This window comes from Vibrio sp. A37 (assembly GCF_059777565.1).
This window is the reverse complement of record NZ_JBLNLI010000027.1, coordinates 1-25,606: the sequence shown is the minus strand read 5'-3', so window position 1 is coordinate 25,606 and position 25,606 is coordinate 1. Positions and strand designations below refer to the sequence as shown.

Annotated in this window: 25 protein-coding genes and 2 pseudogenes; 11 read left to right on the top strand and 16 right to left on the bottom strand. The window is 42.1% G+C overall.

The genetic code is table 11. The features are described from left to right. Window positions 1-220, bottom strand: a pseudogene (locus tag ACM2FC_RS21970) (signal recognition particle-docking protein FtsY); the annotation flags it as partial. Window positions 221-423: 203 nt separating this feature from the next. Between ACM2FC_RS21970 and rsmD the strand changes: the two are divergent. Together rsmD and ACM2FC_RS21960 are read left to right on the top strand one after the other, a co-directional pair. After that, complete coding sequence (gene rsmD / locus ACM2FC_RS21965) at window positions 424-1,023, top strand: 16S rRNA (guanine(966)-N(2))-methyltransferase RsmD (RefSeq protein ID WP_498483191.1); 600 nt, start codon at window positions 424-426, stop codon at window positions 1,021-1,023. Continuing rightward, a complete protein-coding gene (locus tag ACM2FC_RS21960; RefSeq protein ID WP_498483190.1) occupies window positions 1,020-1,286 on the top strand; it encodes a DUF1145 domain-containing protein in 267 nt (88 codons plus the stop codon). Before rsmD ends, ACM2FC_RS21960 begins: the two co-directional genes overlap by 4 nt. 53 nt (window positions 1,287-1,339) lie before the next feature. Here the strand turns inward: ACM2FC_RS21960 and ACM2FC_RS21955 are convergent, their stop codons facing one another. From ACM2FC_RS21955 to ACM2FC_RS21935, 5 genes are all read right to left on the bottom strand, one after another. After that, the gene (locus ACM2FC_RS21955) at window positions 1,340-1,945 is read right to left on the bottom strand and encodes a YhgN family NAAT transporter (RefSeq protein WP_498483189.1); all 606 of its coding nucleotides are present in this window, start codon (window positions 1,943-1,945) and stop codon (window positions 1,340-1,342) included. 915 nt (window positions 1,946-2,860) lie between these two features. Further along, on the bottom strand, window positions 2,861-3,241 hold the full coding sequence (locus ACM2FC_RS21950; RefSeq protein WP_498483188.1) for a DUF4145 domain-containing protein: 381 nt from the start codon (window positions 3,239-3,241) through the stop codon (window positions 2,861-2,863). Window positions 3,242-3,330: 89 nt separating this feature from the next. After that, window positions 3,331-4,554, bottom strand: coding sequence for an organoarsenical effux MFS transporter ArsJ (arsJ, locus tag ACM2FC_RS21945; RefSeq protein WP_498483187.1), 1,224 nt, complete (start codon window positions 4,552-4,554; stop codon window positions 3,331-3,333). 18 nt (window positions 4,555-4,572) lie between these two features. After that, on the bottom strand, window positions 4,573-5,574 hold the full coding sequence (locus tag ACM2FC_RS21940) for an ArsJ-associated glyceraldehyde-3-phosphate dehydrogenase (RefSeq protein ID WP_498483186.1): 1,002 nt from the start codon (window positions 5,572-5,574) through the stop codon (window positions 4,573-4,575). Window positions 5,575-5,598: 24 nt separating this feature from the next. Next, complete coding sequence (locus ACM2FC_RS21935; RefSeq protein WP_498483185.1) at window positions 5,599-5,940, bottom strand: metalloregulator ArsR/SmtB family transcription factor; 342 nt, start codon at window positions 5,938-5,940, stop codon at window positions 5,599-5,601. A 185-nt stretch (window positions 5,941-6,125) separates the two neighbouring features. Between ACM2FC_RS21935 and ACM2FC_RS21930 the strand changes: the two genes are divergently transcribed. Both ACM2FC_RS21930 and ACM2FC_RS21925 read left to right on the top strand, forming a co-directional pair. Then, window positions 6,126-7,118, top strand: coding sequence for an alpha/beta fold hydrolase (locus ACM2FC_RS21930; protein ID WP_498483192.1), 993 nt, complete (start codon window positions 6,126-6,128; stop codon window positions 7,116-7,118). Between the two features lie 110 nt (window positions 7,119-7,228). Beyond that, window positions 7,229-8,065, top strand: a complete 837-nt coding sequence (locus ACM2FC_RS21925) for a Cof-type HAD-IIB family hydrolase (protein ID WP_498483184.1) — start codon at window positions 7,229-7,231, stop codon at window positions 8,063-8,065. Window positions 8,066-8,085: 20 nt separating this feature from the next. On the opposite strand, the gene ACM2FC_RS21920 is transcribed toward ACM2FC_RS21925, so the two are convergent. Then, window positions 8,086-8,547: an EVE domain-containing protein gene (locus ACM2FC_RS21920; RefSeq protein WP_498483183.1), complete on the bottom strand. Its 462-nt coding sequence runs from the start codon at window positions 8,545-8,547 to the stop codon at window positions 8,086-8,088. A 37-nt stretch (window positions 8,548-8,584) separates the two neighbouring features. Here ACM2FC_RS21920 and ACM2FC_RS21915 point away from each other — a divergent pair, with 37 nt between their 5' ends. Further along, entirely contained in the window at window positions 8,585-9,607 is a 1,023-nt protein-coding gene (locus ACM2FC_RS21915; RefSeq protein ID WP_498483182.1) for a COG3650 family protein, read from the top strand. Further along, entirely contained in the window at window positions 9,608-10,213 is a 606-nt protein-coding gene (locus ACM2FC_RS21910; RefSeq protein ID WP_498483181.1) for a tRNA-uridine aminocarboxypropyltransferase, read from the top strand. Here the strand turns inward: ACM2FC_RS21910 and yigB are convergent. The 6 genes and pseudogenes from yigB to lptM form a co-directional block, all read right to left on the bottom strand. Continuing rightward, window positions 10,202-10,918 carry a 5-amino-6-(5-phospho-D-ribitylamino)uracil phosphatase YigB gene (gene yigB / locus ACM2FC_RS21905; protein WP_498483180.1) on the bottom strand — a complete coding sequence of 239 codons (717 nt, stop codon included), beginning with the start codon at window positions 10,916-10,918 and terminating at the stop codon, window positions 10,202-10,204. The genes ACM2FC_RS21910 and yigB overlap by 12 nt on opposite strands. Beyond that, complete coding sequence (gene xerC, locus ACM2FC_RS21900) at window positions 10,919-11,851, bottom strand: tyrosine recombinase XerC (protein ID WP_498483179.1); 933 nt, start codon at window positions 11,849-11,851, stop codon at window positions 10,919-10,921. Further along, window positions 11,820-12,533: a DUF484 family protein gene (locus ACM2FC_RS21895; RefSeq protein WP_498483178.1), complete on the bottom strand. Its 714-nt coding sequence runs from the start codon at window positions 12,531-12,533 to the stop codon at window positions 11,820-11,822. Before ACM2FC_RS21895 ends, xerC begins: the two co-directional genes overlap by 32 nt. A 15-nt stretch (window positions 12,534-12,548) precedes the next feature. Further along, window positions 12,549-13,379, bottom strand: a complete 831-nt coding sequence (dapF, locus tag ACM2FC_RS21890; RefSeq protein WP_498483177.1) for a diaminopimelate epimerase — start codon at window positions 13,377-13,379, stop codon at window positions 12,549-12,551. 10 nt (window positions 13,380-13,389) lie between these two features. Beyond that, complete coding sequence (gene lysA, locus ACM2FC_RS21885) at window positions 13,390-14,643, bottom strand: diaminopimelate decarboxylase (protein ID WP_498483176.1); 1,254 nt, start codon at window positions 14,641-14,643, stop codon at window positions 13,390-13,392. Window positions 14,644-14,752: 109 nt separating this feature from the next. After that, a pseudogene (lptM, locus tag ACM2FC_RS21880) lies at window positions 14,753-14,866 on the bottom strand (LPS translocon maturation chaperone LptM); the annotation flags it as partial. Between the two features lie 76 nt (window positions 14,867-14,942). On the opposite strand from lptM, the gene cyaY reads away from it, so the two are divergent. Beyond that, window positions 14,943-15,257 (top strand): iron donor protein CyaY, encoded by a 315-nt coding sequence (gene cyaY / locus ACM2FC_RS21875; protein WP_498483175.1) that lies wholly within the window; start codon window positions 14,943-14,945, stop codon window positions 15,255-15,257. A 67-nt stretch (window positions 15,258-15,324) separates the two neighbouring features. Here cyaY and ACM2FC_RS21870 read toward each other — a convergent pair whose 3' ends face one another. Then, entirely contained in the window at window positions 15,325-17,856 is a 2,532-nt protein-coding gene (locus ACM2FC_RS21870) for a class I adenylate cyclase (protein ID WP_498483174.1), read from the bottom strand. A gap of 347 nt (window positions 17,857-18,203) precedes the next feature. Here ACM2FC_RS21870 and hemC point away from each other — a divergent pair, with 347 nt between their 5' ends. From hemC to ACM2FC_RS21850, 4 genes are read left to right on the top strand one after another with little or no spacing between them, the layout of a single operon-like run. After that, on the top strand, window positions 18,204-19,142 hold the full coding sequence (hemC, locus tag ACM2FC_RS21865) for a hydroxymethylbilane synthase (RefSeq protein WP_498483173.1): 939 nt from the start codon (window positions 18,204-18,206) through the stop codon (window positions 19,140-19,142). Between the two features lie 3 nt (window positions 19,143-19,145). Then, window positions 19,146-19,868, top strand: a complete 723-nt coding sequence (locus tag ACM2FC_RS21860) for a uroporphyrinogen-III synthase (RefSeq protein WP_498483172.1) — start codon at window positions 19,146-19,148, stop codon at window positions 19,866-19,868. 19 nt (window positions 19,869-19,887) lie between these two features. Continuing rightward, complete coding sequence (locus ACM2FC_RS21855; protein WP_498483171.1) at window positions 19,888-21,036, top strand: uroporphyrinogen-III C-methyltransferase; 1,149 nt, start codon at window positions 19,888-19,890, stop codon at window positions 21,034-21,036. After that, window positions 21,036-22,211, top strand: coding sequence for a heme biosynthesis protein HemY (locus ACM2FC_RS21850; RefSeq protein WP_498483170.1), 1,176 nt, complete (start codon window positions 21,036-21,038; stop codon window positions 22,209-22,211). Before ACM2FC_RS21855 ends, ACM2FC_RS21850 begins: the two co-directional genes overlap by 1 nt. A 77-nt stretch (window positions 22,212-22,288) precedes the next feature. Here ACM2FC_RS21850 and ACM2FC_RS21845 read toward each other — a convergent pair whose 3' ends face one another. Next, on the bottom strand, window positions 22,289-23,566 hold the full coding sequence (locus tag ACM2FC_RS21845) for a cation:proton antiporter (protein WP_498483169.1): 1,278 nt from the start codon (window positions 23,564-23,566) through the stop codon (window positions 22,289-22,291). A gap of 375 nt (window positions 23,567-23,941) precedes the next feature. Then, window positions 23,942-25,141 carry a NupC/NupG family nucleoside CNT transporter gene (locus ACM2FC_RS21840; RefSeq protein WP_498483168.1) on the bottom strand — a complete coding sequence of 400 codons (1,200 nt, stop codon included), beginning with the start codon at window positions 25,139-25,141 and terminating at the stop codon, window positions 23,942-23,944. Between the last annotated feature and the right edge of the window lie 465 nt (window positions 25,142-25,606).

Here is a 25,606-nt window from a genome sequence, read left to right as displayed (position 1 = left end):
CTTCTGCTTCTGCTTCTGCTTCTGCTTCTGCTTCTGCTTCTGCTTCTGCTTCTGCAGTTTCTTCCTGCTGGGGTTCTTGTTCAACATTATCTTCAGGTTGAGCTTGCTCGACCTCTTCAACTTGCTTTTCTTGTTCTAGTTGTTCTGCTTGTGACTCTACTTTTTCTTCGTCACCAAAGCCAAGCCAAGAAAGTAATCCGCGCTTCTTTTTTTCCGTCATCTGGAGATATCCTAGATCTACTTATTCTAACTATGACTCTTTTCTCTGAGAATTATCTCGTCTTAAGAAAAGATAAATGACAAAGCCATGAAAACTTTCACATTAGATTGAAAAGCTCTGTCATTGTACAATTTGGGGTATTGCCAACTGCGTTTCAATTGGCAACTCGGTATAGTATCACTTTATTTGCGGTCAAAAAATCTATGGTAAAACGTCGCCAACAAAACACAGTTCAAAAAAAGTCATCAACGGGGCATGTCAGAATCATCAGTGGACGGTGGCGAGGACGAAAACTGCCTGTACACGATGCTGAAGGTTTAAGGCCAACAACCGACAGAGTAAAAGAAACACTATTTAACTGGATTGCGACCGATGTCCCAAATGCTCGATGCTTAGATCTATTCGCTGGTAGCGGTGGGCTTGGCTTTGAAGCCGCTTCAAGACAAGCAGACCAAGTCACTCTTGTTGAACTAAATAAGCAAGCATATCAACAAATCAAAAGTAATGTTGTCTCACTTAAAGCGGATAATATCCAAGTCGTTAATAAAGACGCGTTGAGTTATCTTGAACAATCAGGAACACCTAACCATATCGTTTTTATTGACCCACCCTTTAGACAAGGGCTGTTAGAAAAAACGGTCTATCTACTTGAATCAAATAACTGGCTTACTAAAGACGCTATGATTTATATTGAGACCGAAAAAGAACTTACTCTAACTGAGATCCCAGAAAACTGGCAGTTATATAGGGAAAAAGTAGCAGGCCAAGTCTGCTACAGATTATATACAAGGATACCTGAATGAAAATACTAATTTTATTAGCGAAAGCTGCAATAGGGTTTGTTTGGTTAGTTCTGATAGCCAATATTTTTCACCCTTTCCCGGGTAAATCCGCCGTTGCACTATATATTATGACCGCTTTTTTATTCATCATGCATGGACTACAGATGCTTATCTTTATTGGTGCTTTTGGCGACAAAGTGAATATGACTCGATGGGAAAAATGGTCTATTTTGGTGTTTGGTATTTTCTCTTTGTTGGATATTCGCAGAAAATACATGACCTAAATACATAAGGGCTAGACGCAAGTCTAGCCCTTATGTTATCCACTGCTAACAATTCAGTTTACGACTTTATGTAGCTGCTCGATATAACTCAATATTCCATTTAAGAACATTTGTACCGAAATCATCAACAGCAACATCCCCATTAACCTTTCAATCGCTGCAAGCCCCTTAGGCCCAACAATTCTTTCAAACACTTCCCCTAACAGGAGAATAATAGATGAAGCCGCCCAAGCAATAACCAGCGCTAATGCTAGCTCACCCATTTGATTGGGTTTTTGATGCGAAATAAGAATCAAGGTCGCCAGTATCGAAGGCCCTGCAAGCATAGGGATGGCAAGAGGTACGATAAACGGCTCTTCCCCAGCAGCCAAACCAAGCGCACCATCTTTACTTGGGAAAATCATTTTAAGCGAAATAAGGAACAGAATTATCGCTCCTGAGATAGTGATCGCTTCTTGTTGGAGAGACAAAAAGTTTAAAATTTTCTCTCCAGAATAAAGAAATAACAGCATTACCGCGAGAGCGAATAACAGCTCGCGAATGAGTACAACTCGCCTTCTTTTTTTCTCAACATGACGTAATACAGAAGAGAAAATGGGTAGATTACCCATTGGATCCATGATTAAAAAAAGCATCACGGACACAGATATAATATCCATCTATTTACTCATAGTTACTGACACAATACTTAGTGGGGAATATAGCAACAATTGGGAGACTTTTGCTAGATATCATTCATTGTCTTACAACAGATTTGTCATCATTTACCTTAGCGTAAATAGGCACTATAACCTCTTGGTGATAACCATATCTACAATTAACCTATTCATTGCATCAAAGTCTCTTAACCTACCTCTATACAAAAAACTTTGCCCTCCATGTACATATAGGCGAGTTTCACCCGATTAAAAACCGAGAAAAAAACAAATAAACATCATTAAATATCAACACCTTACTAAAGAAACATTGTATTAATAGCTATAGAGATCTAAGAGAACACCTAACATCACCTATATGGATAAAATACCGTTAATCCATGAGTTTTCTCAAAACAAGTAGGCAAATCAGTCTTACACTGCAAGTAAAAATCAAATTAACCGTCAATTTTTGGCAAACATAAAGAATTTCACAACACAAACCAAATAACACAAACAATCCAAATTAGAACACAAAACAAACAAATATTTTAACCTAACAAAACAAACACTTACATTAAAAATTCCATCTAAAAATGCTTAGTGAACAAATTTAGATCTAACCAAAAAACCATGTAAAACGTATCGATTTACCTGACATTTAACATACAAAAGCATTAGATTTGAAAAATATAAGCCAATAAGTTTGATCTAAGGCCAAAAGTAGTGCTAATATGTATTACATACTTTCGTTAACCAATTAATAGGAGCAGTGCTATGATTTCTTCCTCGCAAAAACAAGGTCTTGTAATAATCGCATTAATACTCAGTGCATTTACCGCACTGCCCTTGCTTTACTAAGACTCACAAAAAACAAAAAAGGACACTCAGTAGAGTGTCCTTTTTTGTTTGGTTTAATTTTGAACGTTTAACGTCAATCTACTTAGGGTTGACGATAATGTGTCGAGTCAATTCATCCCAGTGCGTATAATAAAAAGCGATTGCAATTAACGTAATTAATGTCATTAGAGTAATAGCAACTCGCCAGATAAATCGGCCACTTCTAGGAGTTAAGTCACGCTCACAGTCATGACAAGCAGAGAGAAATTGACGGCCTAAGTCAGAACTGTATTGATCTTCATGAACAACTTTGTCGTAAGTCGATGCTATGTAGCGTAACTTATCAATCACATCGTGAGGCAAACGTTCTTCACAGCTAGTAATTAGCTGATCCAAACCTTTTCCTTCCGCATGATATTGCAGTCTCAGCAATGATTCTATCTTACGCGTTCGTAGGATGACTTTCTCAATATCAGACATGGTTTCCCTCCATTTCCAATAAGCCTAATCCTATTGTTATGTATATATTGTTCTTTTTCTACGCATTTACCTGTAAATTTTCGTAAATGCTAACTTGCAGGCTCCAATTTGTTCATCTTAGGTAATCTTACCGAGATAACCGTTGCAACAAACAAAAAGGCAAAAGACACCCATAGGCAAGGCACGATGCCACCAATTTGAAATACCCAACCGGACAGCACTGTACCGATAAGCCGTCCCATTGCGTTCGCCATATAGTAGAAACCTACATCTAGAGATACACCATCTCCTTTGGCATAACTTACTATTAGATAAGAGTGTAGAGATGAATTGATAGCGAAGACCGCGCCAAAGATCATTAGCCCAACAACGATGACAAACTCAGGCTCCCAACCAATTTGTACTAAGTACGCGATAACGCCCGTGACAACTGACAGCCCAAGCGCCCAAATAAATACGGCTCGACCATCGGGAATATGACCTTTCTCCTTACCCGTTATCTTTGGTGCAATACCCTGAACGATACCATAAGCCATTACCCAAATAGCGATAAACCCACCAACAAGAAGATGATCCCAACCGAACACGCTGCCAAGATAAATGGGTAACGCGATAACAAACCAAACATCTCGCGCACCAAATAAGAACATCCTCGCAGCGGAAAGCGTATTCACTGACCCAGACTTCGAAAAAAGATGGCTAAATTTAGGCTTACTCTTTGACTTGCCTAAATCACTCTCTAAGAAAATTAGGCTACAAACGAATACCACTGCCAACACCGCCGCCATGATAAGAACGGAAAATTTAAAACCAACCAGTGTAAGCAGCAGGCCCCCTAAAAAGAACCCAACTCCTTTTAGGGTGTTTTTTGAACCGGTCAGAATCGCTACCCAGCGATACAAAGCATTTTGTTGATCGTTAGGAACCAACGCTTTGATTGCACTTTTGGCACTCATTTTATTTAAATCTTTGGCAATCCCAGATAAAGCTTGAGCAAGCATTACCCAAGGAATGACGAGCCACTCAGTCGGCACTGCGAGCATGCAAAGAGCCAATATCTGCATGGCAAGTCCAATATTCATGGTTCGGTTGAGGCCCATTCTTGCCCCAAGCCAACCACCAATTAAGTTGGTCACCACTCCAAAAAATTCATAAAACAGAAAAAGTGAAGCGATTTCTAGGGTCGAATACCCGAGACCGTAGAAATACAAAACTACCAACATGCGCAACGCGCCATCCGTTAGCGTGAAGTTCCAATAATTAAACGTCACCAAGGCATATTGCCGCACACTTTTATCCAATGAAGATAACATGGCTCTCTCTATGTATTTCTATGCTAAACCGACTTTACGAACAAGCTCAGCCGTTCGAGTTGCGTAACCCATTTCATTGTCATACCAAGCGTAGACTTTCACCATTCGAGTTCCAACAACCATGGTCGACAAGGCATCAACAATAGTCGAGCGTTGATCACCTTTGTAATCAATTGAGACTAGCGGTTTTTCTTCATAGCCAAGGATGCCCTTCAACTCACCTTGCGAAGCTTCTTTTAGCAATGCATTGACTTCCTCTGCTGTCGTATCGCGTTTCACGTCGAAGATGATATCTGTAAGAGATGCATTGGCTAACGGAACTCGAACAGCATGACCATTAATTTTGCCTTTTAGCTCAGGAAATATTTCAACAATTGCAGTCGCACTACCTGTTGTAGTTGGAATCAGGTTAGTACCGCAGGCTCTCGCTCTACGCAGATCTTTATGTGGAGCATCCAAAATTGTCTGGGTGTTGGTGAGATTATGAATGGTGGTAAATGAAGACTGCTCAATACCCAGCTTCTCATGGATCACTTTCACCACAGGAGCAATACAGTTTGTTGTACAAGATGCTGCTGTCACGATACGGTGTTTCTCAGGTTCAAAAATATTATCGTTAACACCAACAACAATGTTAGCAATCCCCGGCTCTTTTACTGGAGCTGATACCACTACACGCTGCACACCCTGTTCAAGGTATTTATTGAGAAAAGAGGTTTTTCTGTGCACACCCGTTGATTCAATAACGACGTCACAATCAGACCAATCTACATCGTCAATATTCTGCTGCTGAAAAGTCTCAACTTTCTTGTCTGCTATGTGCAGTTCACTACCTTCAGTATGGACCTCGTGAAGCCAGCGACCTTGCACTGAATCAAACTCAAGTAGGTGTGCAAGAGTGGCTGCATCTCCGGAAACATCGTTGATTTTCACAAATTCTAATTCTGGCCAATCAAACGCCGTACGCATTGCGAGACGCCCAATACGACCAAAACCATTAATACCTACTTTGATGCTCATAGCACTTCTTCCTCAAAAACTTAATTATTGACAACAAACGGGTCTGTCTTTCATTGCCTGAATTCGGTCAATATCTTGCTGATATTCATTCTTCAAACAATTGGAAGCCACTAGGTGTTCTATTAGCTTCTTTGCCCAACCAGGCAGTTCACTGTTCAAGCGATAAAACACCCATTGCCCTTGGCGTACATCGACCAACACCCCACTCGATCTAAGTTGAGCTAAATGGCGAGAGATCTTTGGTTGGCTTTCCTTTAAAGCCTCAGTTAACTCACCAACGGATAAGCACTGCTCATGGACAATGAGCATCAAGCAACGCACTCGTGTTTCGTCGGAAAGCAATTTAAAAAATTGATGAGGTAACATATCTATATCTGCATATGTGAATTTCCATATATATTGAATAATGAAATTCAAACAGTCAATGAGGAATACGGTATGTCATAAAAACTTCACAGTTGAAGTTAACTATGAATTTATTACCCAGAGACTCGACTTCAGCACCTAACGAGCACATAATTCAATGGTTTCCGCTCGAATTCAAGGCACCTATGAATCAGTCCAGCTCAAATACTCCAACGCTTTATACCCAAGAGTCCAATTTTGATACCGTGATCAATCAAGATGCCGCTGAATTATGGAAAAACCGTAAAGAAGGTTTCACAACTTCGCGCGTCGACAAAGCTAAGCTGTATTGGTGCAAAATAACCTCGCCTGAGCACAATAAAGCCGTCGTAGTGGTCAACGGAAGAATAGAATCAAGCTGGAAATACCGAGAACTATTCTATGAGCTGTTTCAGCAAGGTTACGACATATACTCTTTTGACCATAGAGGACAAGGCTTATCTGATCGCTTAGTGGAAGATAAAGAAATGGGCTACGTTTATGACTTCACCGACTACATTGAAGATATGTCGCTGCTATTGAAAGATTTTGATTTATCTCATTACAATAAACGATACTTGCTCGCCCACTCTATGGGCTCAACGATCTGCACTCGATACCTACAAACGTATACTAACCATGCATTTGACGCAGCTTGCCTCGTCGCGCCAATGTATGGCGTACCAATGCCAGCTTGGCTACAACCTGTTGCTATCCCACTGACGCAAATCATGGCAGCGTTCTCTCCAAAAACAAATTATGCGCCGGGCTACAGCCGATATAATGCAAAACCATTTGAAGGTAATCTTCTATCACAAAGTGAAGTGCGCTACCGCTGGTTCCGGGACCTGTACGAATCTATGCCAGAGCTTAAAGTTGGCGGCCCAAGTGTTCGCTGGGTTTGGCAAGCTTTAATGGCAGCCAAGCAATGCTTACAAATGGCGAGACATATTCAAATTCCGTTGCAAATAATACAAGGTAGCAACGACCGAATAGTGTCGAACAAATGTCAGGTTAAGTTTTTCAACCGACTAAAAAAATCAAATAGTAAAGCAGAGTTCATCGCTATCGAAGGCGCTAAGCATGAATTGATGTTTGAAAAAGATGATTGCAGAAATATAGTATTAAGCTCACTACTGGCTTTTTTCACTAAATATTAAAATGGGAAATATCCTGTAGAACTTTTACCCTCTTTTTCTAGCAGTAAATGTCGTACACTGGAAACGTACCCAAGCCAGAATAGATTTACTGTATCTCTTTAGAGGACTCCATGACCAATAGCGATATCACCTCCCCTATACGTATCGTGGCATCAGATTTAGATGGCACTCTACTTCAGCCAAACCACCAATTAAGCGTATTTACCAAACACACTTTAAAGCAACTTCATCAAGCAGGCTATACGTTCGTATTCGCGACCGGCCGCCACCACGTTGATGTTGCTGGCATCAGAGAGCTGGCTGGCATTCCAGCTTATATGGTGACTTCTAACGGCGCCAGAGTGCACGACACTGAAGACAACCTTATGTTTAGTCATAATGTTCCTCAAAATTTGGTACAAGACATCATCGATGTTGTCCAACATGAAACGGATATGAAGATCAACTTGTATCGAAATGACGACTGGCTAATCAACCAAGCTGATGAAGATCTGAAGCGCTTTAACGAAAGCTCTGGCTTCTTTTTTGATATTTTCGACGCTCGCAATGCACCAACAGAAGGGATCTCCAAGATATTTTTTACCCACCCTAGAGGTACTCATGAATTCCTAATGCAGTTTGAAGATCTCATCAACGAACGCTTTGGTGACTGCGTCAATGTGGCATTTTCCACTCCAGAGTGTTTAGAGGTGATGGGAGCGGGCGTATCTAAAGGCGAAGCTTTAGAAGTCGTCGCGAATAAACTCGGTCATTCGCTAGACAATTGCATCGCATTTGGAGATGGAATGAATGACGTTGAAATGTTGACCATGGCTGGAAAAGGGCTAGTGATGGGAACTGCCCACCAACGAGTTTTCAATGCACTACCAAATAATGAGGTTATCGGTGCAAATACCGAAGATGCCGTCGCTCACTACCTTAAACAACACCTTTTAAAGGACATTTAAATCGCCATATTCCAATAAGTCTAAGCGCTATGGTGACTGCACATTATCGCCTGCCATTCTTGCTCACCAACTGGCATTATGGATAGGCGATTGCCTCTTTTAACTAAAGGCATATCAACCAACTCTGGCATGGATTTAAGTTTACTCAGCGGAATCAGGTTATCTAGCTTACGAACAAACTCTACATCGACCATTACCCACGTGGGATCACTGGGGTCTGATTTTACATCGTAGTAATCACTTTCTGGCTCAAAAGCAAAGTGATCGGGGTAAGCCTCTCTTACTACCTTCGCTATGCCAGCGATACCGACATTCTTACAAGAAGAATGATAAATAAAGACCAAATCCCCCAGCTTCACTTTATCTCTCATCATATTCCTTGCCTGATAATTCCTAACACCTTCCCAGCAAGACACTTTTTCAGCTTGCAAGGTGTCGATTGAGTAAGTATCCGGTTCGGTTTTAAACAACCAATATGCCATAATAGACTCCACGTCGTCTGAGAATAAGAGATATCTGATGAAGGCAATGCTATACCCTGTGGCGCTAGTTACATTAACCCTATTACAAGGTTGCTCAATAGTACAAGAAAGTGCTCCAGTTGAAAAAAGTGCAACTCTAACAAACCCCACCAGTATTCAGCTTCAGCCTTTCACCATACGTGGGCAAGTCGTTCTTGGGCAAGAGGTGCGCTCACTCACTCCATGCGGTAGCAGCCAACAATATTGGATCCAATTGCCAGACTCAGAATTAAAACTCGCCCAATCGATTGAAAAAACTCCCTATGAGCCAATGTATGCTGAACTTGTTGGCCATTTAACGCCACCAGATAGCGTTGGCTTTAGCGCAGGATACTCCGGTAAGTTTGTTGTTGATAACATAAATTATCTCACTAATTTCAAATACAGTTTATGTGATAACCCCGCCCAGCCGACACGCGCTTTTGGCAGTGAGCCAGCCTGGGCCGTATCATTTGTGCCAAATAAAGCGAAGATAAAGCTCTCTGGGCGGTCACAGCACACCTATAGAGTTGAAGCCTCATCGATATCTTCATCCAAGCGCGTATATCAACTCAAACACGGTCAATTAGTATTGTCGAAAAAAGTGTGTACTAACGATGCACGAAACTTTTTATCTGGCTGGTCCGCCTCCTTAACATTCAATAACGAAACATATAAAGGCTGTGGGATAATAGGAAATACTGACAACACGTTATCTTGGGTTGGTACCTACTCTGCTTCTTCAACAAAATCATCACAATTCGATATCCAGTTGAAGCTCAATAAAGATCACTCGGCAAAAGCCGTATATAGCTATCGGGACGGTCAAGCCGATGTTGTTGAACACGGTTTTTGGCAACAACTCAACGATACCCAAATACAGGTGTTGATGACTCAACACCAGCAACAACGCCTAATTTCACAAAGGATTTTTACTCTTGATGGCAACCAACTCACTGCCGACTCAGAAAAAGTGGGCAATGTTCTGTACCCTATTTCAGATGGCGGCTTAGTGCTCTATCGTACCAGTAGTTTAAAATAGATGAGTGATTCAAGTACCACGTTGCCCTGCACTGAATGTGGTTTTATGCATCAATGCATTTGCTCATTAATCCCTAAGCTCAATAGCGATGTAAAGCTCGCTTTATTGATGCACCCAAACGAGCTTAAACGCGCAACGAACAGCGGGAAACTGTTGCTTAAAACCCTACCGAATTGCCAATACTTTGTTTGGGATAGACTTTCTGCGCCAGAAGGCTTTATTGACTATATATTGTCACCGAATCTACAGCCATTTATTGTGTTTCCAGATGAAAAAAGTACTGATGTAAATAACGTTATAGCAAAAACAACAAAGGAAAATGTTTATATTATTCTCGATGGTACATGGCAGGAAGCTAAAAAAATGATTAAGAAGTCGAGCTGGTTAAGTCATCTCCCTACTGTGTCAATCTCTGACATCAGCTCTCCATCTGGTTACACGCTGCGTCGCAACCAAGAGCAAGGGCACTTATGTTCGCTGGAAGTCGGCTGTGAGTTGCTTAAAGCTCATGGAGAGGGGCTGCAAGCATCTCAGCTACAAGCGTTTTTTACGCATTATCTGAATGTATTTCAAGCCGATAGAAGTGGTCACTGTTTAAAGAAATGATCGCAGCTCGCCAATGCTGTCAATTTCTACATCAGGCAATAACGTCGCTTTGCGTTGTTTTAAAAGGCTTATATTGGTTAAGTTTATCCAACAAGCTTGAAAACCAGCGCGCTTTGCTCCGACAATATCAGCATTAAGCGCATCACCGACATGCAGGATTTGGCTGGGATGAAGCTTCAGAGACTGTTGAGCCTTAACAAATAAATCAGGAAGAGGTTTTGCCAACCCATCAAGCCCTGATTTAAGAACCGTTTGGAAATAGTCACTTAAGCCAATTCTGTCCACATCAACATTGCCATTTGTGATTGCAACAAGTGGATAGATTTTAGATAGTGCTTCCAACACTTCATGGCTCTGTTTGGGCACTTCAAACTGACTTCGCCAGTAGGTTACCTGCACCATAGCGTCATTTGCAGCTTCTAGCGCTCGCGTGGAGGAATAGCCCAAACGCTGCAATCCTCGCTTAAGCTGTTGATGACGCCACAGTGAGACATTGTGGGTTAAGGTTGGTTCTGTTTTCGCCAATTCCTGTTTTAAAGCTTTCCACCAAGATAAAGGCTGAGAGCGAAAAATAGGATGGTGTTTTGTCATCCATTGCGCTAACTCTACTTCTAATCGAGCGATCACCGGACGATTATCGTACAAAGTATCATCGAGATCGAAGGTGACCGCTTTTATATCATGGAGTCGACGGTATATAAGCATTTAGGATTTCTTGCCCTTTTTTCTCGCCCTTGGGTGAGCGGCGTCATATGCTTGCGCTAGATGCTGAAAGTCTAGGTGTGTGTATATCTGAGTCGTTGAAATATTTTCATGTCCAAGAAGTTCTTGCACTGCACGCAAATTATTGCTCGATTCAAGTACATGGGTCGCAAAAGAGTGGCGCAATTTGTGCGGGCTAATATGGCTAGCGACAGCCTGTTTTTGCCCCCACTCTGCCATACGTTTTTGCACACTACGGTGGGAAATGCGCACGCCGAGTTTCGACACAAACAAGGCTTTTTCATCAGCATTGGCTAGCCCTGAGCGCTCTTTAAGCCATTTACCGACCCACTCTTCAGCTAAACCTGAAAAAGGCACGACGCGTTCTTTATCACCTTTACCGACTACCCGGATCTCACCGCTATGAAAACCAACGTCCTTAACGTTAATACTAATCAGCTCTGATAAGCGCAAACCAGCACCATACATTAGCTCCATCATGGCTCTATCGCGTATTGCAAGAGGATCATCTTCATTCACTTCAAGAAGCTGGCCAACTTCATCTACATCCAAGTTTTTTGGTAGTGGTCGACGCTTTCGAGGAGCCGACACCCCTTTTGCGGGGTTTGCTTCTAACTCACCACGTAAAATCAAAAAGTCAAAAAAGCTTCTCAGGGATGAAAGGCGAGTCGACAAACTGCTCGCTTTCATACCATCTCTCTTGCCTTTGCTCACCAACTGCCTTACCCAAGAGGAGTCAACATCACGCCACTCGTTTACCCCCATCGTATTGAGGTGAGACGCCATTGTTTCGAGTTGCTGTTTGTAATTACGTTGGGTATACAAGCTGAGCCCTTTCTCACTTCGTAAATACTCGTAAAAGCGCTCCAGAGATTTTTGTAAACTACGAGGAAGAACTATTTGAGAGCTGGTCATGATCTGCACCGATTGAGTTCCAAGGCAAAGCCTCTACCAAATGAGAAAATACGAGTGCTAGATGGCGTAAAAACAACGTATCCATGCTCGGTTGGAAATGACCACCGTCTTCGCTTCCAAATATCAATAATCCAAGAATCTGTTTCCTTGCCAGAGGAAGCACTACGTAAGAGCCGAGCTCTGGAGTGGACGCAAACTCCCCTAGTAAGGAGTGACGGTCACAATTGCGTAAACGCCCCAAGAAAGCACTTTTTCCATTCAAGTTCTGACTAGCAAATTTTTGATACTGAGCTTGAGAAATTTGATAGCAAGATTCTTCAGCATCTAACAGACGTATATAAGCCTCAAGGTTTAGGCTTTTGGCTTTATTCTCAATACGCTGAATCGCACTAAAAAGGTCATTGCATTTGAGTATCTGCTCTTGAAGATCCATAAACTCATGAAACGTTCTATCATTATCCGCAGCAAGAGACATAAGAGCCGTGATTTCTTCTTCCAGCTCTTCAATACGTTGGCGGTGACGGTTCATTTGTACGTGAACGAGAGATACAGAGCCTCTCTCTGGGTTGGGAAGAGACAAGTGCTCAACGAGCTCTTGTCTCTGAAGAAAAAAATCAGGGTGATCTTTTAAATACTCAGTGACAACTTGCGCTGTCAGTGCGTCTGCATCAATTTGAGACAAAATTCATCCTTAAAGTTAACAAGAAAGCTGTCCATCATAAATATGGGTAGCTGGGCCTGTCATATAAAGCGGTTTGTCTGAACCATTCCACTGGATTTTCAGTTTACCGCCTGGTAAGTGCACCGTGACATTCTCGTCAAGTAACCCTTGCACAATGCCTACAGCCACCGCGCCACAGGCGCCGCTGCCACAAGCCTGTGTCTCACCAGCGCCACGCTCATACACTCGCAGCTTAATTTCATTGCGAGAGATGATTTGCATGAAGCCCGCGTTAACTCGCTCTGGGAAACGCTCGTGGGATTCCAGCAATGGGCCTAACTGCTCGACGTCAGCGCTTGCAACATCCTCAACCACAGTGACAACATGAGGATTACCCATACTGACAGCTCCACAAAATAAAGTATGCTCATCAGTTCGTATAATATAGGTCTTTTCAGCCTGTTTCGCTTTGAACGGTATCTTATTTGGCTCAAATTCAGGTGCGCCCATGTTCACTTTGACTTGGTCGTCTTCCTCAATATTGAGAATCATCTTACCTTTCTTAGTACTAACACTAATACTGAATTTATTGGTCAAACCTTTCATACGAACAAATCGAGCAAAGCAGCGTGCACCATTGCCACACTGTTCAACTTCGCTGCCATCAGCATTGAATATTCGATAATGAAAGTCAGTTTCCGGATCATAAGGGGCTTCGACTATTAACAACTGATCAAAGCCTACACCAGTATTTCTGTCTGCAAGACGACGAATTAATTCTGGTGAAAAAAAGATGTTTTGAGTGACACAATCTACGACCATAAAGTCGTTACCCAAACCATGCATCTTAGAAAAGTGAAAGTGCATACTGTGTTATTTACTCCGGAAGTACATTTTCAAGTGCCCACAAGCTAGACAGCTCTTCGCGTTGGCGGACGAGGTGCGTTTGGTCTTTATCGACCATTACCTCAGCAACACGTGCACGAGTGTTATAATTCGAAGACATAACAAAACCATAGGCACCAGCAGAGCGTACAGCAAGTAAATCACCTGCTTCTAACGCGAGTGCTCGATCCTTACCTAAAAAGTCCCCTGTTTCACAAATTGGACCGACGAGGTCATAAGTCGTCGTTTCCCCATCCCTTGGTGAAACTGGCACGATATCTTGCCAAGCTTGATAAAGAGCTGGGCGCATCAAATCATTCATCGCAGCATCAATGATGGCAAAGTTCTTATGCTCTGTATGTTTTAAAAACTCTACTCGAGTGAGCAAGACACCAGCATTTGCTGCGATAGCGCGGCCTGGCTCGAATATCAGTTCTAAGTCTTGATGATTGTGCAGCCTATCTAACAACGCTTTAGCGTACTCAGAAGGCTGTGGAGGCATTTCATCACGATATATCACGCCAAGACCACCACCCACATCTAGGTGCTGAATGTTTACGCCATGTGCTTTCAAATCGTCAATCAAAGCCAGCAGTCTATCTGTCGCATCAATAAAGGGTTCGATATCTGTCAGCTGAGAGCCGATATGACAATCAATGCCTTGAATATCCAGATTAGATAAGCTTTGTGCAAACTTATACACCTCAGGTGCGCGGTCAAACGCAATACCAAATTTATTATCTCTTAGGCCAGTTGAGATATATGGATGAGTGTTGGCATCCACATCTGGATTAATACGCAGAGAAATCGGCGCTTTTACACCCAACTCAGCGGCAGCTTGATTTAATTGCTCTAATTCTGGCTCAGATTCAACGTTGAAACATTTAATTTTAAGCTCAAGTGCTCGCTTCATTTCTTGGCTTGTTTTACCCACGCCAGAAAAAACCACTTTAGCCGGATCGCCACCTGCAGCAATCACTCGCTCGAGCTCTCCACCAGAGACAATATCAAAGCCAGATCCCAATCGAGCCAAAGCGTTAAGTACACCTAAGTTCGAATTCGCTTTTACTGCATAACAAACTAAATGTGGGTGTCCTGCGACTGATTTATCAAACGCATTCCAATGTCTCTCAAGTGTCGCACGAGAATAGACATATAAGGGAGTGCCATATTGTTCTGCTAATACCGATAACTCGACGTCTTCAGCCCATAACTGGCCATCTTCACGATAGTTGAAATAATCCAATTTTCTTACCTTTACTTTTCGCTTTTATTTATCACGCGCGCTATTCGGATTGATTGTCCGTTTGAGCACTTGGGGCAGTCGACTGAGTTCCATTCGCTTGCGGAGCAGCTTGGGCCTCGGAATTAGTTGTATTTTCTTTTGGCATATATAAAGGGCCACTTTGACCACAGCCCGCCAAGGCTAATGCAGACATCACTGTCAATGCTATAAGTGATTTTTTCATCGTTGATATCGTGATTATTAACTCTATGCCCTCTATAATCGCACCACACCCAAGAAATGCAACAGGATAATGAAAGATGAATGACACCGAATTTCATCAAAATGTAGATGCTCAATTACAGCAAATAGAAGAAGCGATCGATAACTCCGGCGCAGATATTGATTACGAAGTATCTGGTAATGTAATGACCCTTGAGTTTGAAGATAGAAGCCAAATCATCATCAATCGTCAAGAACCCATGCATGAAATCTGGTTAGCTTCAAAAACGGGTGGCTACCATTTCAAGCTTGTTGACGATGAATGGATTTGTTCCAAGACCGGAGTTGAATTTCACTCAATGGTGAAAAGAGAATGCGAAAACCAATGCCAAGAAGACATTGAGTGGGAATAGAAACCTAAGTAACTTCAGATTCGGATAAGAAAATTAACAACACCATGTATGAGGTTAACAGTCGAACTTAGGCTGTCACCGTTCTTGATGGCTTAAGTTGAATCGAATTATCATTGCGATATGGCACCACATAATCCTCACCATCATTGGAATGCACGATTTGATAATATTGAGGCAAATTGAAGTTGATTAGCTGGGTAGAGAGCTTGCTTTCATCTTTTACTGACGTATAGAAGCTGTTAACACTTGATATCATCTCATCTTTTTCACCACTAAACTGGTGATAAACTTCTATTTTATTTGCCTCATCTAATACGTAAATATTAAATCCATGCTCAGTGTCTTCAAAGAAAAATTGAATGAGCCCTTCACTAGCAAAACCATCCACCACCTGAGGTAATTGATAATCTTTTTCTTTGTCCACAACCATCAAGGTTGAGCCCGTAAGCTTATTGGTAGAAATGCAGCGATAGAAGTCGACAGAGTTCTCAAGCTTCTGCACAGACACACCTCGTCTTTCAAAGAATAAACCATACATTTTGCCTGCCACACGAATGGCTTTAAAGCTGCGGTTTTTCTCTTGTTCAAAAGGCTTGAGTCTGAGTTCAATGCACTCAGCGAGGAGCTGATAAATCATATTACGCATCATGCCGCGTAGGTTCTTACCATAACAGAACACATCAACCGACTCAGGAGGCAGCGCATCTTGGTGCATCTTACTCAGCACTGTTTTTAAAGCATCGAGTATTGCCGTCTCACCTTCGAAATGCAGAGTGCGGACTTCATGCCAAGAATTTCGATAAACTAAATCAACACTACCGACTAAGCTTAAGTCTTCCTCGCCAAAACTAAAGATATCGGTGTTCTTTAAATCGACTTTGAGCGACTTCGCACTGACATTAGACGTCGGGTCAGATTCAAAGTTAATAAACATCGCCAACTGGCTGATCTCACATGGACTCGCAAGGGCCTGCATACTAGGACGACGTTTATGCAACGAAAATGTATTGCGTAAGTCACTGACCATTTGATAAAACTTATCAATATCAATGTCAGCTTGTTTCACGACTGAATGAAGGCGGGTCGCTTCAGTAATTAAGCCATTAAAAAATGCCCAAGCAACTAACTTACTCAAATACTCGTTATGTTCAAGCTTTGGTTGGCCGATAATGCGATGAGGAATCAGCGGTTGTTTGTACAAGTACCAACCTGCTTTATTAATCCCCCCTTTACTCACTTCAATAAAGGTGAGGTCTGCCTCGTGCAAATCTGGGGATATTTGCGGGTTCAAAAGTGTCACTTTACCTGGTAACACCTCAAAAGCCGCATACAGCTTTCTAGCCAAGATACTAATATCTTGAGGACTAATAGTAGATGTGATGTCGTTTTTACGCGCAAAGCGAATCAAGTTACGATAACTTTGCATCAGCGCATCAAGCAACGCATGATGAACGACTTTAACCTGTTCAACTTTCCAGTTACGACGGTCATCAAGTTCAATAAGAGTTGATTGCTGCCACTGCCATGTATCGACCATGTCAGCGAGCGCTTCACGACGCCATTTTACCGAACCGATACTAGGCTCGCGAGATAATTTCTCGTGAGTCTTCAAATAAAAGCACTTACGAACAAGCTCTAAACGGGTTTCGTCACCAATATGTTCAAGATAATGCGTGACTTTCTCAAGCATTAAATAGTACGCATCCATCCCATACAAATCAGGCTCATGGGAAAAGAAACGTCTTTTGCTATCGATACTCAACAGCTCAGTATTTGGATATGCCCAAGAATAAGCTTCAAGCAATATCGCCTTGAGAACAGACTTATATGGGGAGTCGATACTTTTGTATAGCTGCCAAAGATTTGATCCAAAGTATTCTTCTGCGGGGATTCGGCTAAGCTGACCAAAATCAATCCACTCAGAGCAATCTATATACTCGCCGCTACAGAGTTCAGCCACATATTCGTCATAGTTTTCTTCCATTTCCGGAGGAACTATCTGCCAAAGCAACCTTTGCCCTGCTAAACGAACAGCAGAACGGTAGAATTCGTCAAGTAACAAAAGATGTTGAGAAGAGCCGCAATTGTCACCTGTCATTTCTTCAGAGCAATTACTTCTAAATCGCTGCTCATCCATCAAGAAAAAGTTAGCTTCCACACCCTGAGTTTTTGCCCAGTCAGTAATTAGGGCACATTTCAAGGTGAGTCGATCTCTGTTTTCGCTGTCCATTTCAGGAGAAACACAAACCCAGACATCTAGGTCACTTGAGGTACTTTGACCAATGGAAGATGTGCTGCCCATGGTATAAAGCGCGAGTATATCAGTTGAATTATTCACCAAGCCGGTGTCAACTTTTACTTCTAAACCAAGCTCGACTAAGAGATTCAGTTGTTCTTCGGAAGGCTGGAAACCAAATACACCAGATGGAACATAGTCATCAAAGTGGCCAGGGATAGAAGGAAGATGATAGTGAAACAATGCGGGGATAAGATTAAATACTCGTTGGCTTGGCAAGCTCATAAGCGCCAGCGCACGATCAATACGCTGTCGATTCAGCCGATCTAATCTTTGAATTAACGTATCTGTATAAGCCTGCAAGGGTCTATCCTTGGTTTGAGTATCAATAGTTGCCTGACTATATTTTGTTCAAAATACACGCCAAAACGTGATCAATTTAACATTTTTTATTTTATTGGTAAAGAATTGAACGATACATCACAACTCACATCCTTGCAGTCACCTGTCAGTATTCGCTGGAACATAGTGTGGTACGTATCTCCTTTTTCTAATAATAGCCCATATTACAAACGAGAGATAAATCACATTATTTATTTTTACTTGCTCGCTTTTTGTCATCATTTGTTCATCATCTAAAGCAAATACTGATACTTTTTGTTTAGTGGATGATACGATTAAACAAAATTATTTAGTCATATTTAGCAACCATGAATACATCCCAACCAATTCGTATCGCCACTAGAAAAAGCCCTCTTGCCCTCTGGCAAGCTAATCACGTCAAACAGCGCCTAATTGAAGCGCACCCCGGGCTTGAAGTTGAGCTTGTCACTATGGTGACCAAAGGCGATATCATCTTAGATACACCACTTGCTAAAGTTGGAGGTAAGGGGCTTTTCGTAAAAGAACTCGAAGTAGCAATGCTCGAAGGTCGCGCAGATCTCGCAGTTCATTCTATGAAAGATGTTCCAGGAGAATTCCCACCCGGGCTAGGCCTTGTCACCATTTGTGAGCGAGAAGACCCTCGCGATGCGTTTGTTTCCAATACCTACAACAATATTGACGAATTACCACAAGGCGCAACAGTTGGTACTTGTAGCTTGCGTAGGCAATGCCAACTAAAAGCAGCTAGACCAGACTTAGTAATCAAGGAATTAAGAGGCAATGTCGGTACTCGTTTGAGCAAGCTCGATGATGGCAATTTCGATGCAATTATCCTAGCGGCAGCTGGCTTGAAGCGCTTAGAGTTAGAATCTCGCATCAGAAGCTATATTGAACCCACCCAATCACTGCCAGCTGCTGGCCAAGGTGCGGTAGGTATCGAGTGCCGTATCGATGACAAGCGAACACACCAATTGCTTGAGCCACTTAGTCACCAAGACACAACCGATAGGGTCACTTGCGAGCGAGCTATGAATTTATTTCTAGAAGGAGGCTGCCAAGTACCAATCGGTAGTTATGCTTTGCTAGAAGAAGATTCATTATGGCTTCGAGCGTTAGTGGGCGAACCTGATGGCTCACAGATCGTCCGTGGAGAGATCCGAGGGCCTAGAGAGCAAGCGAAGCAACTAGGACAAACTTTAGCTAAGCAGCTTCTCGATGAAGGTGCTAAAGATATACTCAGCAAATTATATTGCGAGAATGATTAACATATGACGATTCTAGTCACACGTCCACAGAAGCAAGGAGAAGCACTCTGTCGGCAGCTGGCTAACATCGGAGTGTCCGCAGTTTGTCATTCTATTATGACCATTGCTGCTGGCTCTGGTCTGAACAATTTACGCAAGCAGTTAGCCCTTGCAGATATTGTCATTGCAGTGAGCCAGCACGTTGCTACGTATTCTCAAAGACAATTAGAGAAAACCAACACCCCATGGCCATCATGCACCTATCTTGCAGTCGGGCAAAAAACAGCTCAAGCCATGGAAAAGATTACTCAATTACCTATCCATTACCCAACTGCGAGTGACAGCGAACACCTGCTAGCCATGCCAGACCTACAGCATATCTCTGGCAAGCATATTGTTATCCTTCGAGGGAATGGAGGGAGAGAAGCTTTGTACAATGGGCTGACCGCCCGCGGTGCAAAAGTGGAATACGTGGAAGTGTATCAACGAAAAATGTTGCCATTTGATGCGTCTACATATGTCCCACGCTGGCAATCAAACAGCATCGACACCCTGATTATGACAAGTGGCAATCAACTCGAGTATTTTTTGTCACAAATAGGCTCCACACATATGCAATGGGTGTTAGGATTAAAGTTATTGGTTCCAAGCCAACGGCTTGTACAGAAAGCAAAACGGTTAGGCTTTAATCAAGTAATAAACACTGGCGGTGCTTCCCATCATGACATAGTTAATGCACTGCGCTAAGGAAAACAGGATCTAAAAAATGGCGAATAACAACAATCAGAAAACTGAACCTGAAAAGAAAGACGACGCAAGCCAAACTTCAGCAACGAACCAAGACAAGAATAAAGCCAGCAGCAGTACAGCTCAAGGGCAGGCTAAAACACCTAAAAGTGGATCTAAAGTAGGCTCATTAGCGCTAGTGTTATCTATCCTAATTGGCGCTGGGCTCAGTTATCAAATTTACAATAAGAACGCTGAATATCAGCAAGAAATTAGTCAACTTAAACAGCAGTTGCAGCAAAACCAAACTAGCCTAGGTACACGCATCGATTCGGTTAAAAGCCAAACTAGCAAGGACATTGCTACCGTCGGGCAGCAAACCCAAGTAGAGCTCACACAAAATCAGAAAAGCATAAAAAGCCTACAAATGGCGGTCGCCGATATGAAAGGACGTAGTCCAAACGACTGGTTACTTGCCGAAGCAGACTACCTTGTTAAACTTGCCGCTCGTAAGCTTTACCTGGAGCACGATGTGTTCAGTGCGACAGAGCTACTCGAAAGTGCCGACCAACGAATCGCGACTCTTAACGATCCAAATCTATTCCCTCTTCGACAAGCAATGGCAAACGACATTACCGCCCTAAAGGCACTGCCTATCATTGACCGAGATGGACTGGTACTTCGTCTAATGTCACTACAGAATCAAGTAGACAAACTTCCTCTCGCCAACGCGATCCTTCCACAGGACACTGAACATAAGAAACCTGCAGTGTCATCTGATGTAAGTGACTGGAAAACAAACTTGCTTACGTCAATAAAAGAGTTTTCTGAAAACTTTATCACCTTCAGGACTCGTGACGGCAACGTCACACCACTGCTGTCACCAAAACAGGATTTCTACTTGCGAGAGAACATCATTGCTAAGCTAGATCTTGCTATTCGCGCAGTGTACGACGAAAAAGACGGCATCTACTCGACTGCTTTGAAAACTGCATCAGATTGGTCTCATACCTATTTCGATCAAGATAGCAGTTCAGTCCAGCAATTTGAGAACACGCTAAAAACCCTAAGTCAGCAGAAGGTTCAGGTAACATACCCTGTAAAACTCCAATCTCAGGATATTTTGTCCAAAATCATATCCGAAAAACTCACCCGCAAAGTCACTAGTCTAACCGCGGAGGAAAAATAATGTTTAGACTGATTTTTCTCTTTGTCGTACTCGGTGCTGGTATCTTTGTCGGCACACACTATGCGGGCCAGCAAGGATATGTCCTAATATCTATTGCAGACAAAACCATAGAAATGAGTGTCACAACACTCGTCATATTCGTGGTTATTACACTCGGTATTTTATTTGTTGCGGAAGCTTTGCTTAAGAAACTATTACGCTCAAGCTCAGCAACTTGGCACTGGTTTACGATTAGAAAAGTAAAACGTTCAAGACAAGACACTAACGAAGGCATTATTAAGCTACTTGAGGGTCAGTGGAAACTGGCTGAAAAAAAATTCACTCGCCGAGCCTCTCATCATGATATGCCTCTTCTGTGCTATTTGATGGCCTCAGAAGCGGCGATAGAAATGGGCGATAAGGCTAAACGCGATAGATACCTTGAATTAGCTCGTAAGCAAGATAACTCATCTCTAGCCGTTGCATTAACTCTAGCCAAGCAACAAGTAAAGGAAGGTGAATTTAAGCTCGCATATGAAACACTCTCTAAGCTGCACTCAAACCACCCAACGAATCCACTACTGTTGAACTTGCTTCAAAAAGTTCACATACAACTGAATCAATGGCAAGAGCTGCTCGATATTGTCCCACACCTCAGCAAAGCAAAAATCATTGACTCAAAAGAGCAAAAAGAAATCGAAACCCAAGCTCACCTTGGGTTACTCTCAGATATGGCAAAAACAAGCAGTACAGAACAACTTATACAGTATTGGGATAAGTTGAGTAAGAAGCTAAAAACTGAGCCTGACATTATTGTTCATATGACTAAACTGCTCATCGAAAAACACGCCGATGCAGAAGCTTTTACCATAGCTAAAGAAGCGCTGAAGAAACAAACCATCAATGAATTACTACTTGTGCTACCACGCATTAAATTGGCAGACATGCATCCAATCACTCAGCAGCTCGAAGCAATCCTAAAAAAAGATGGCAACCTAGCTGACGCACATAGTGCTCTAGCTCGTTTAGATATACAAAATCAACTATGGCCTGAAGCGCAAAAGCACCTAGAGAAAGCGCTTTCAATTCGAGTCAATCGGGATGATTATCTTCTTCTCGCACAAGCTTTAGAAAAGCAAGACCTTACTCAAGCCGCAAATGAGGTATCCAAGAAAGTCCTTACATTAACAAGCTAAAACTCTAAATTTAGCTAACAAAAAACCGCTATCACCAAACCAGTGAAGCGGTTTTTTATCACCTAAGACTTTAGAACTTAATAACCTTTCTTTTCCCAATCTTTGGCTTTTTGAATCATAGGCGTAATGGTTGAACCTTGAATGATGATAGAAAAGACCACTACTGCATATGTCATCAACACTATGATCTCCTTGATATCAACCCCATTGACAACTTGCGCACCAGTTGGAATCGCCATCGCCATCGCCAAAGCTAACCCTCCGCGTAACCCACCCCATGTGAGAATCTTGACGGATTCTGGATTGTATTTACGATAAAACTTAAACAAGACATAAGAGAGCTTCACGCTAGTATAACGGCTGCAAAGCACAAGAGGCACAGCGATCAACACCGCAATAATATCGATGTAGTGGAAACTGAAAGTCAGCATGATAAGGCCGATAAGCAAGAATAATATCGCGTTGAGTATTTCATCCGCCAACTCCCACAAGTGGCTCATTTGATGAGACTCTTGCTCATCCATCCCGCTACGTGTGATATTGCCAATGATGATACCAGATACAACCATTGCAAGCGGTGCAGATACTTCAAGGTGTTCACCCAGCACATAGCCTGCTGTTGGAATAAGCATGGTTAAAATAAGTCGCATCATGCTATCAGGTGTGCGCTTGATAATATGGTGAAAAATAAAGCCCAACACTAAACCAAACAAAATGCCACCAACTGCTTCGTGCAAAAATAGCTCTAGTGTGCTCCATACCGTCGGTGTTGATTTTCCGAATGCCACCTCAAACAAGGTAACGAAAACCACCAATCCAACGCCATCGTTAAACAATGATTCTCCTTCGATTTGCGTAGATACACGCTGCGGCGCTCGCATCTTTTTCACGATAGCGAGTACAGCAATAGGGTCGGTTGGTGAGATTAGCGCACCGAACAACAAGCAGTAGATGAAATCAATATGAATACCGATTTTTTGGAAGATAAAGTAAAGCAATGCGCCGATGAAGAAGGTTGAGAATAACGTAGCCACCAGAGCCAAAAAAGGAATTTCAAATTTTTGGTCCTTCAAATGGGTAAGCTCAATATTTAGCGCCCCACCAAACAATAAGAAACCTAAAACTCCTTTAAGTAGAAAGTCATCAAACTGGATGTGCTGGAGCATATGGATGACTTCTTGTTGCTCATGAAAAGGGATCACTCCGAACTTACTCAACAGTATCACTATTAAAGAAATAGCGACTGACCACCCCGTGATTGCAATGGTCGTTTGAAACTTACCAAACCTCTGATTGAAGAGAGAGATAAACACCGCAATTGCGGCTATAACACTAATCGTGTCGTAAACAGACATTTATAATACTCCTGGGCTATGTCATCAAATCGTATCGGCGCTATATTAATTAAACTTGTTAGTGGCCGAACATACCCGTTTTCACCTTGAGCCATACAACCTAATAGCTCGCTGGGTACCGACGTCATTGTGCGTAAATTTAGTTGTTTGGTCTATGACTTATTTATTAAGAGCTACTTGCCCATACTGCCTTCTACACGCAAAACGCCGTAATAATATAACTACAAAAAAAGTAAAGAGTTGCTCTAGTTCATAGAATACCTCTATTTGTGGTGTTCATTTACCACCAAAGTGGTAGTTGAATACTACATACAAAAAACCCACCTTAACATTCAAATGATAAGGTGGGTTTTAGTAATTCGAGCTTAAGACAGCTTACGAAATCATTAGGCCAGCAACAACTGCAGACAGTAAGCTTACCAAGAAGCCACTATATACAAGCTTGAAGCCGTATTTCGCTACGATATCGCCTTTCTCAGAACACAAACCTTTCACAGCTCCTGAGATCATACCAATTGAGCTAAAGTTGGCAAAAGAAACAAGGAAGATAGAGATTACACCGATAGTGTGGTGATCTAGGCCTTTCGAGTGAGTTAGATCTATCATTGCGACAAATTCGTTTGTAACTACTTTAGTTGCCATGATCGCGCCAGCCTGAGCAGCTTGGTGCCATGGAATGTTTAGCATGTAAGCAATTGGAGAGAACGCATAACCTAGCAGTTGTTGGAAAGTAATACCAAATGCCATGTCGAATACACTGTTGATAGCAGCAATCAACGCCACAAAACCAATTAACATAGCCGAAACGACAACAGCAACCTTAAAGCCGTCCATAATATATTCACCAAGCATTTCAAAGAAGCTTTGCTTTTTCTCGTCTTCGCTTGTCACGATAAGATCTTGTCCTTCTTCCAATTCATATGGGTTGATGACAGAAAGGATGATGAAAGTACTGAACATATTAAGCAAGATAGCAGTAACGACATAACGTGGTTCAATCATTTGCATGTAAGAACCTACGATAGACATAGAAACTGTCGAAATAGCCGTTGCTGAAAGCGTAAACATACGCTGGTTAGTCATATGAGGAATAAGTTGCTTAATAGCGATAAAGTTTTCTGACTGACCAACTAATAGAGAGCTTACCGCATTAAAAGACTCTAGCTTGCCAAGGCCATTTACTTTACTTAATCCAAGACCGACATATTTGATAATAACAGGTAGAATCTTGAAGTGACGGAGGATACCGATTAGCACTGAAATAAAGATGATTGGCATTAGAACATTCATGTAGAAGACAAAATGTCCTTTTTGCGCCAAATCTCCAAATACAAAGCTAGTGCCTTGCCCAGCAAAATCCATCAATTTGACAAAAAATGCATTAATACCACCAACTATCGTTAAACCAATAGTAGTTTTCATGAGTGCCCAAGCCAATACTAGCTCGATAACTAGCATTTGCAGAATAGGGCGTTTTTTAATACCAGATCTATCCGTACTAAAAAGAAAAGCAAGTGCAAGTACCACTACCACACCTGCAACAAAAAATAGTAATTTTTTTAGGTCAAAAAACATAGAGACACCAAACATCCAATCTCAAGTAAAGTTATTTTATGGTTAAAAACTGCGCGCCAACTGTACTCTAATATTCACAAAACTAATGTATTGGAAAATATTATTGCAAAAATCAGTTGATAGCAGAGAGTGAGAGGGGTGTAGTCCAGCGCAATTATTATTTCAACAACTCGCTGATATTATTATGCTTAGGAAACACCGACTCTGTACTGAATCCAGAGTCCTTCCTAAATTCGAAGTATGACTTAAACTTTTTATTTACTGCTTATGATAAAAACCTCGCAATAGCGAGGCATACAGCGACAAATCAATAAACAATAACTATTACAACAACTTATCTCATGTGTAAAAATTATCGTTTTTTATCAGCCGAAACAAAGCCCTAGTCTCTCGACTAGGGCTCCTTTATTAATGGCGGAGTGGACGGGACTCGAACCCGCGACCCCCGGCGTGACAGGCCGGTAT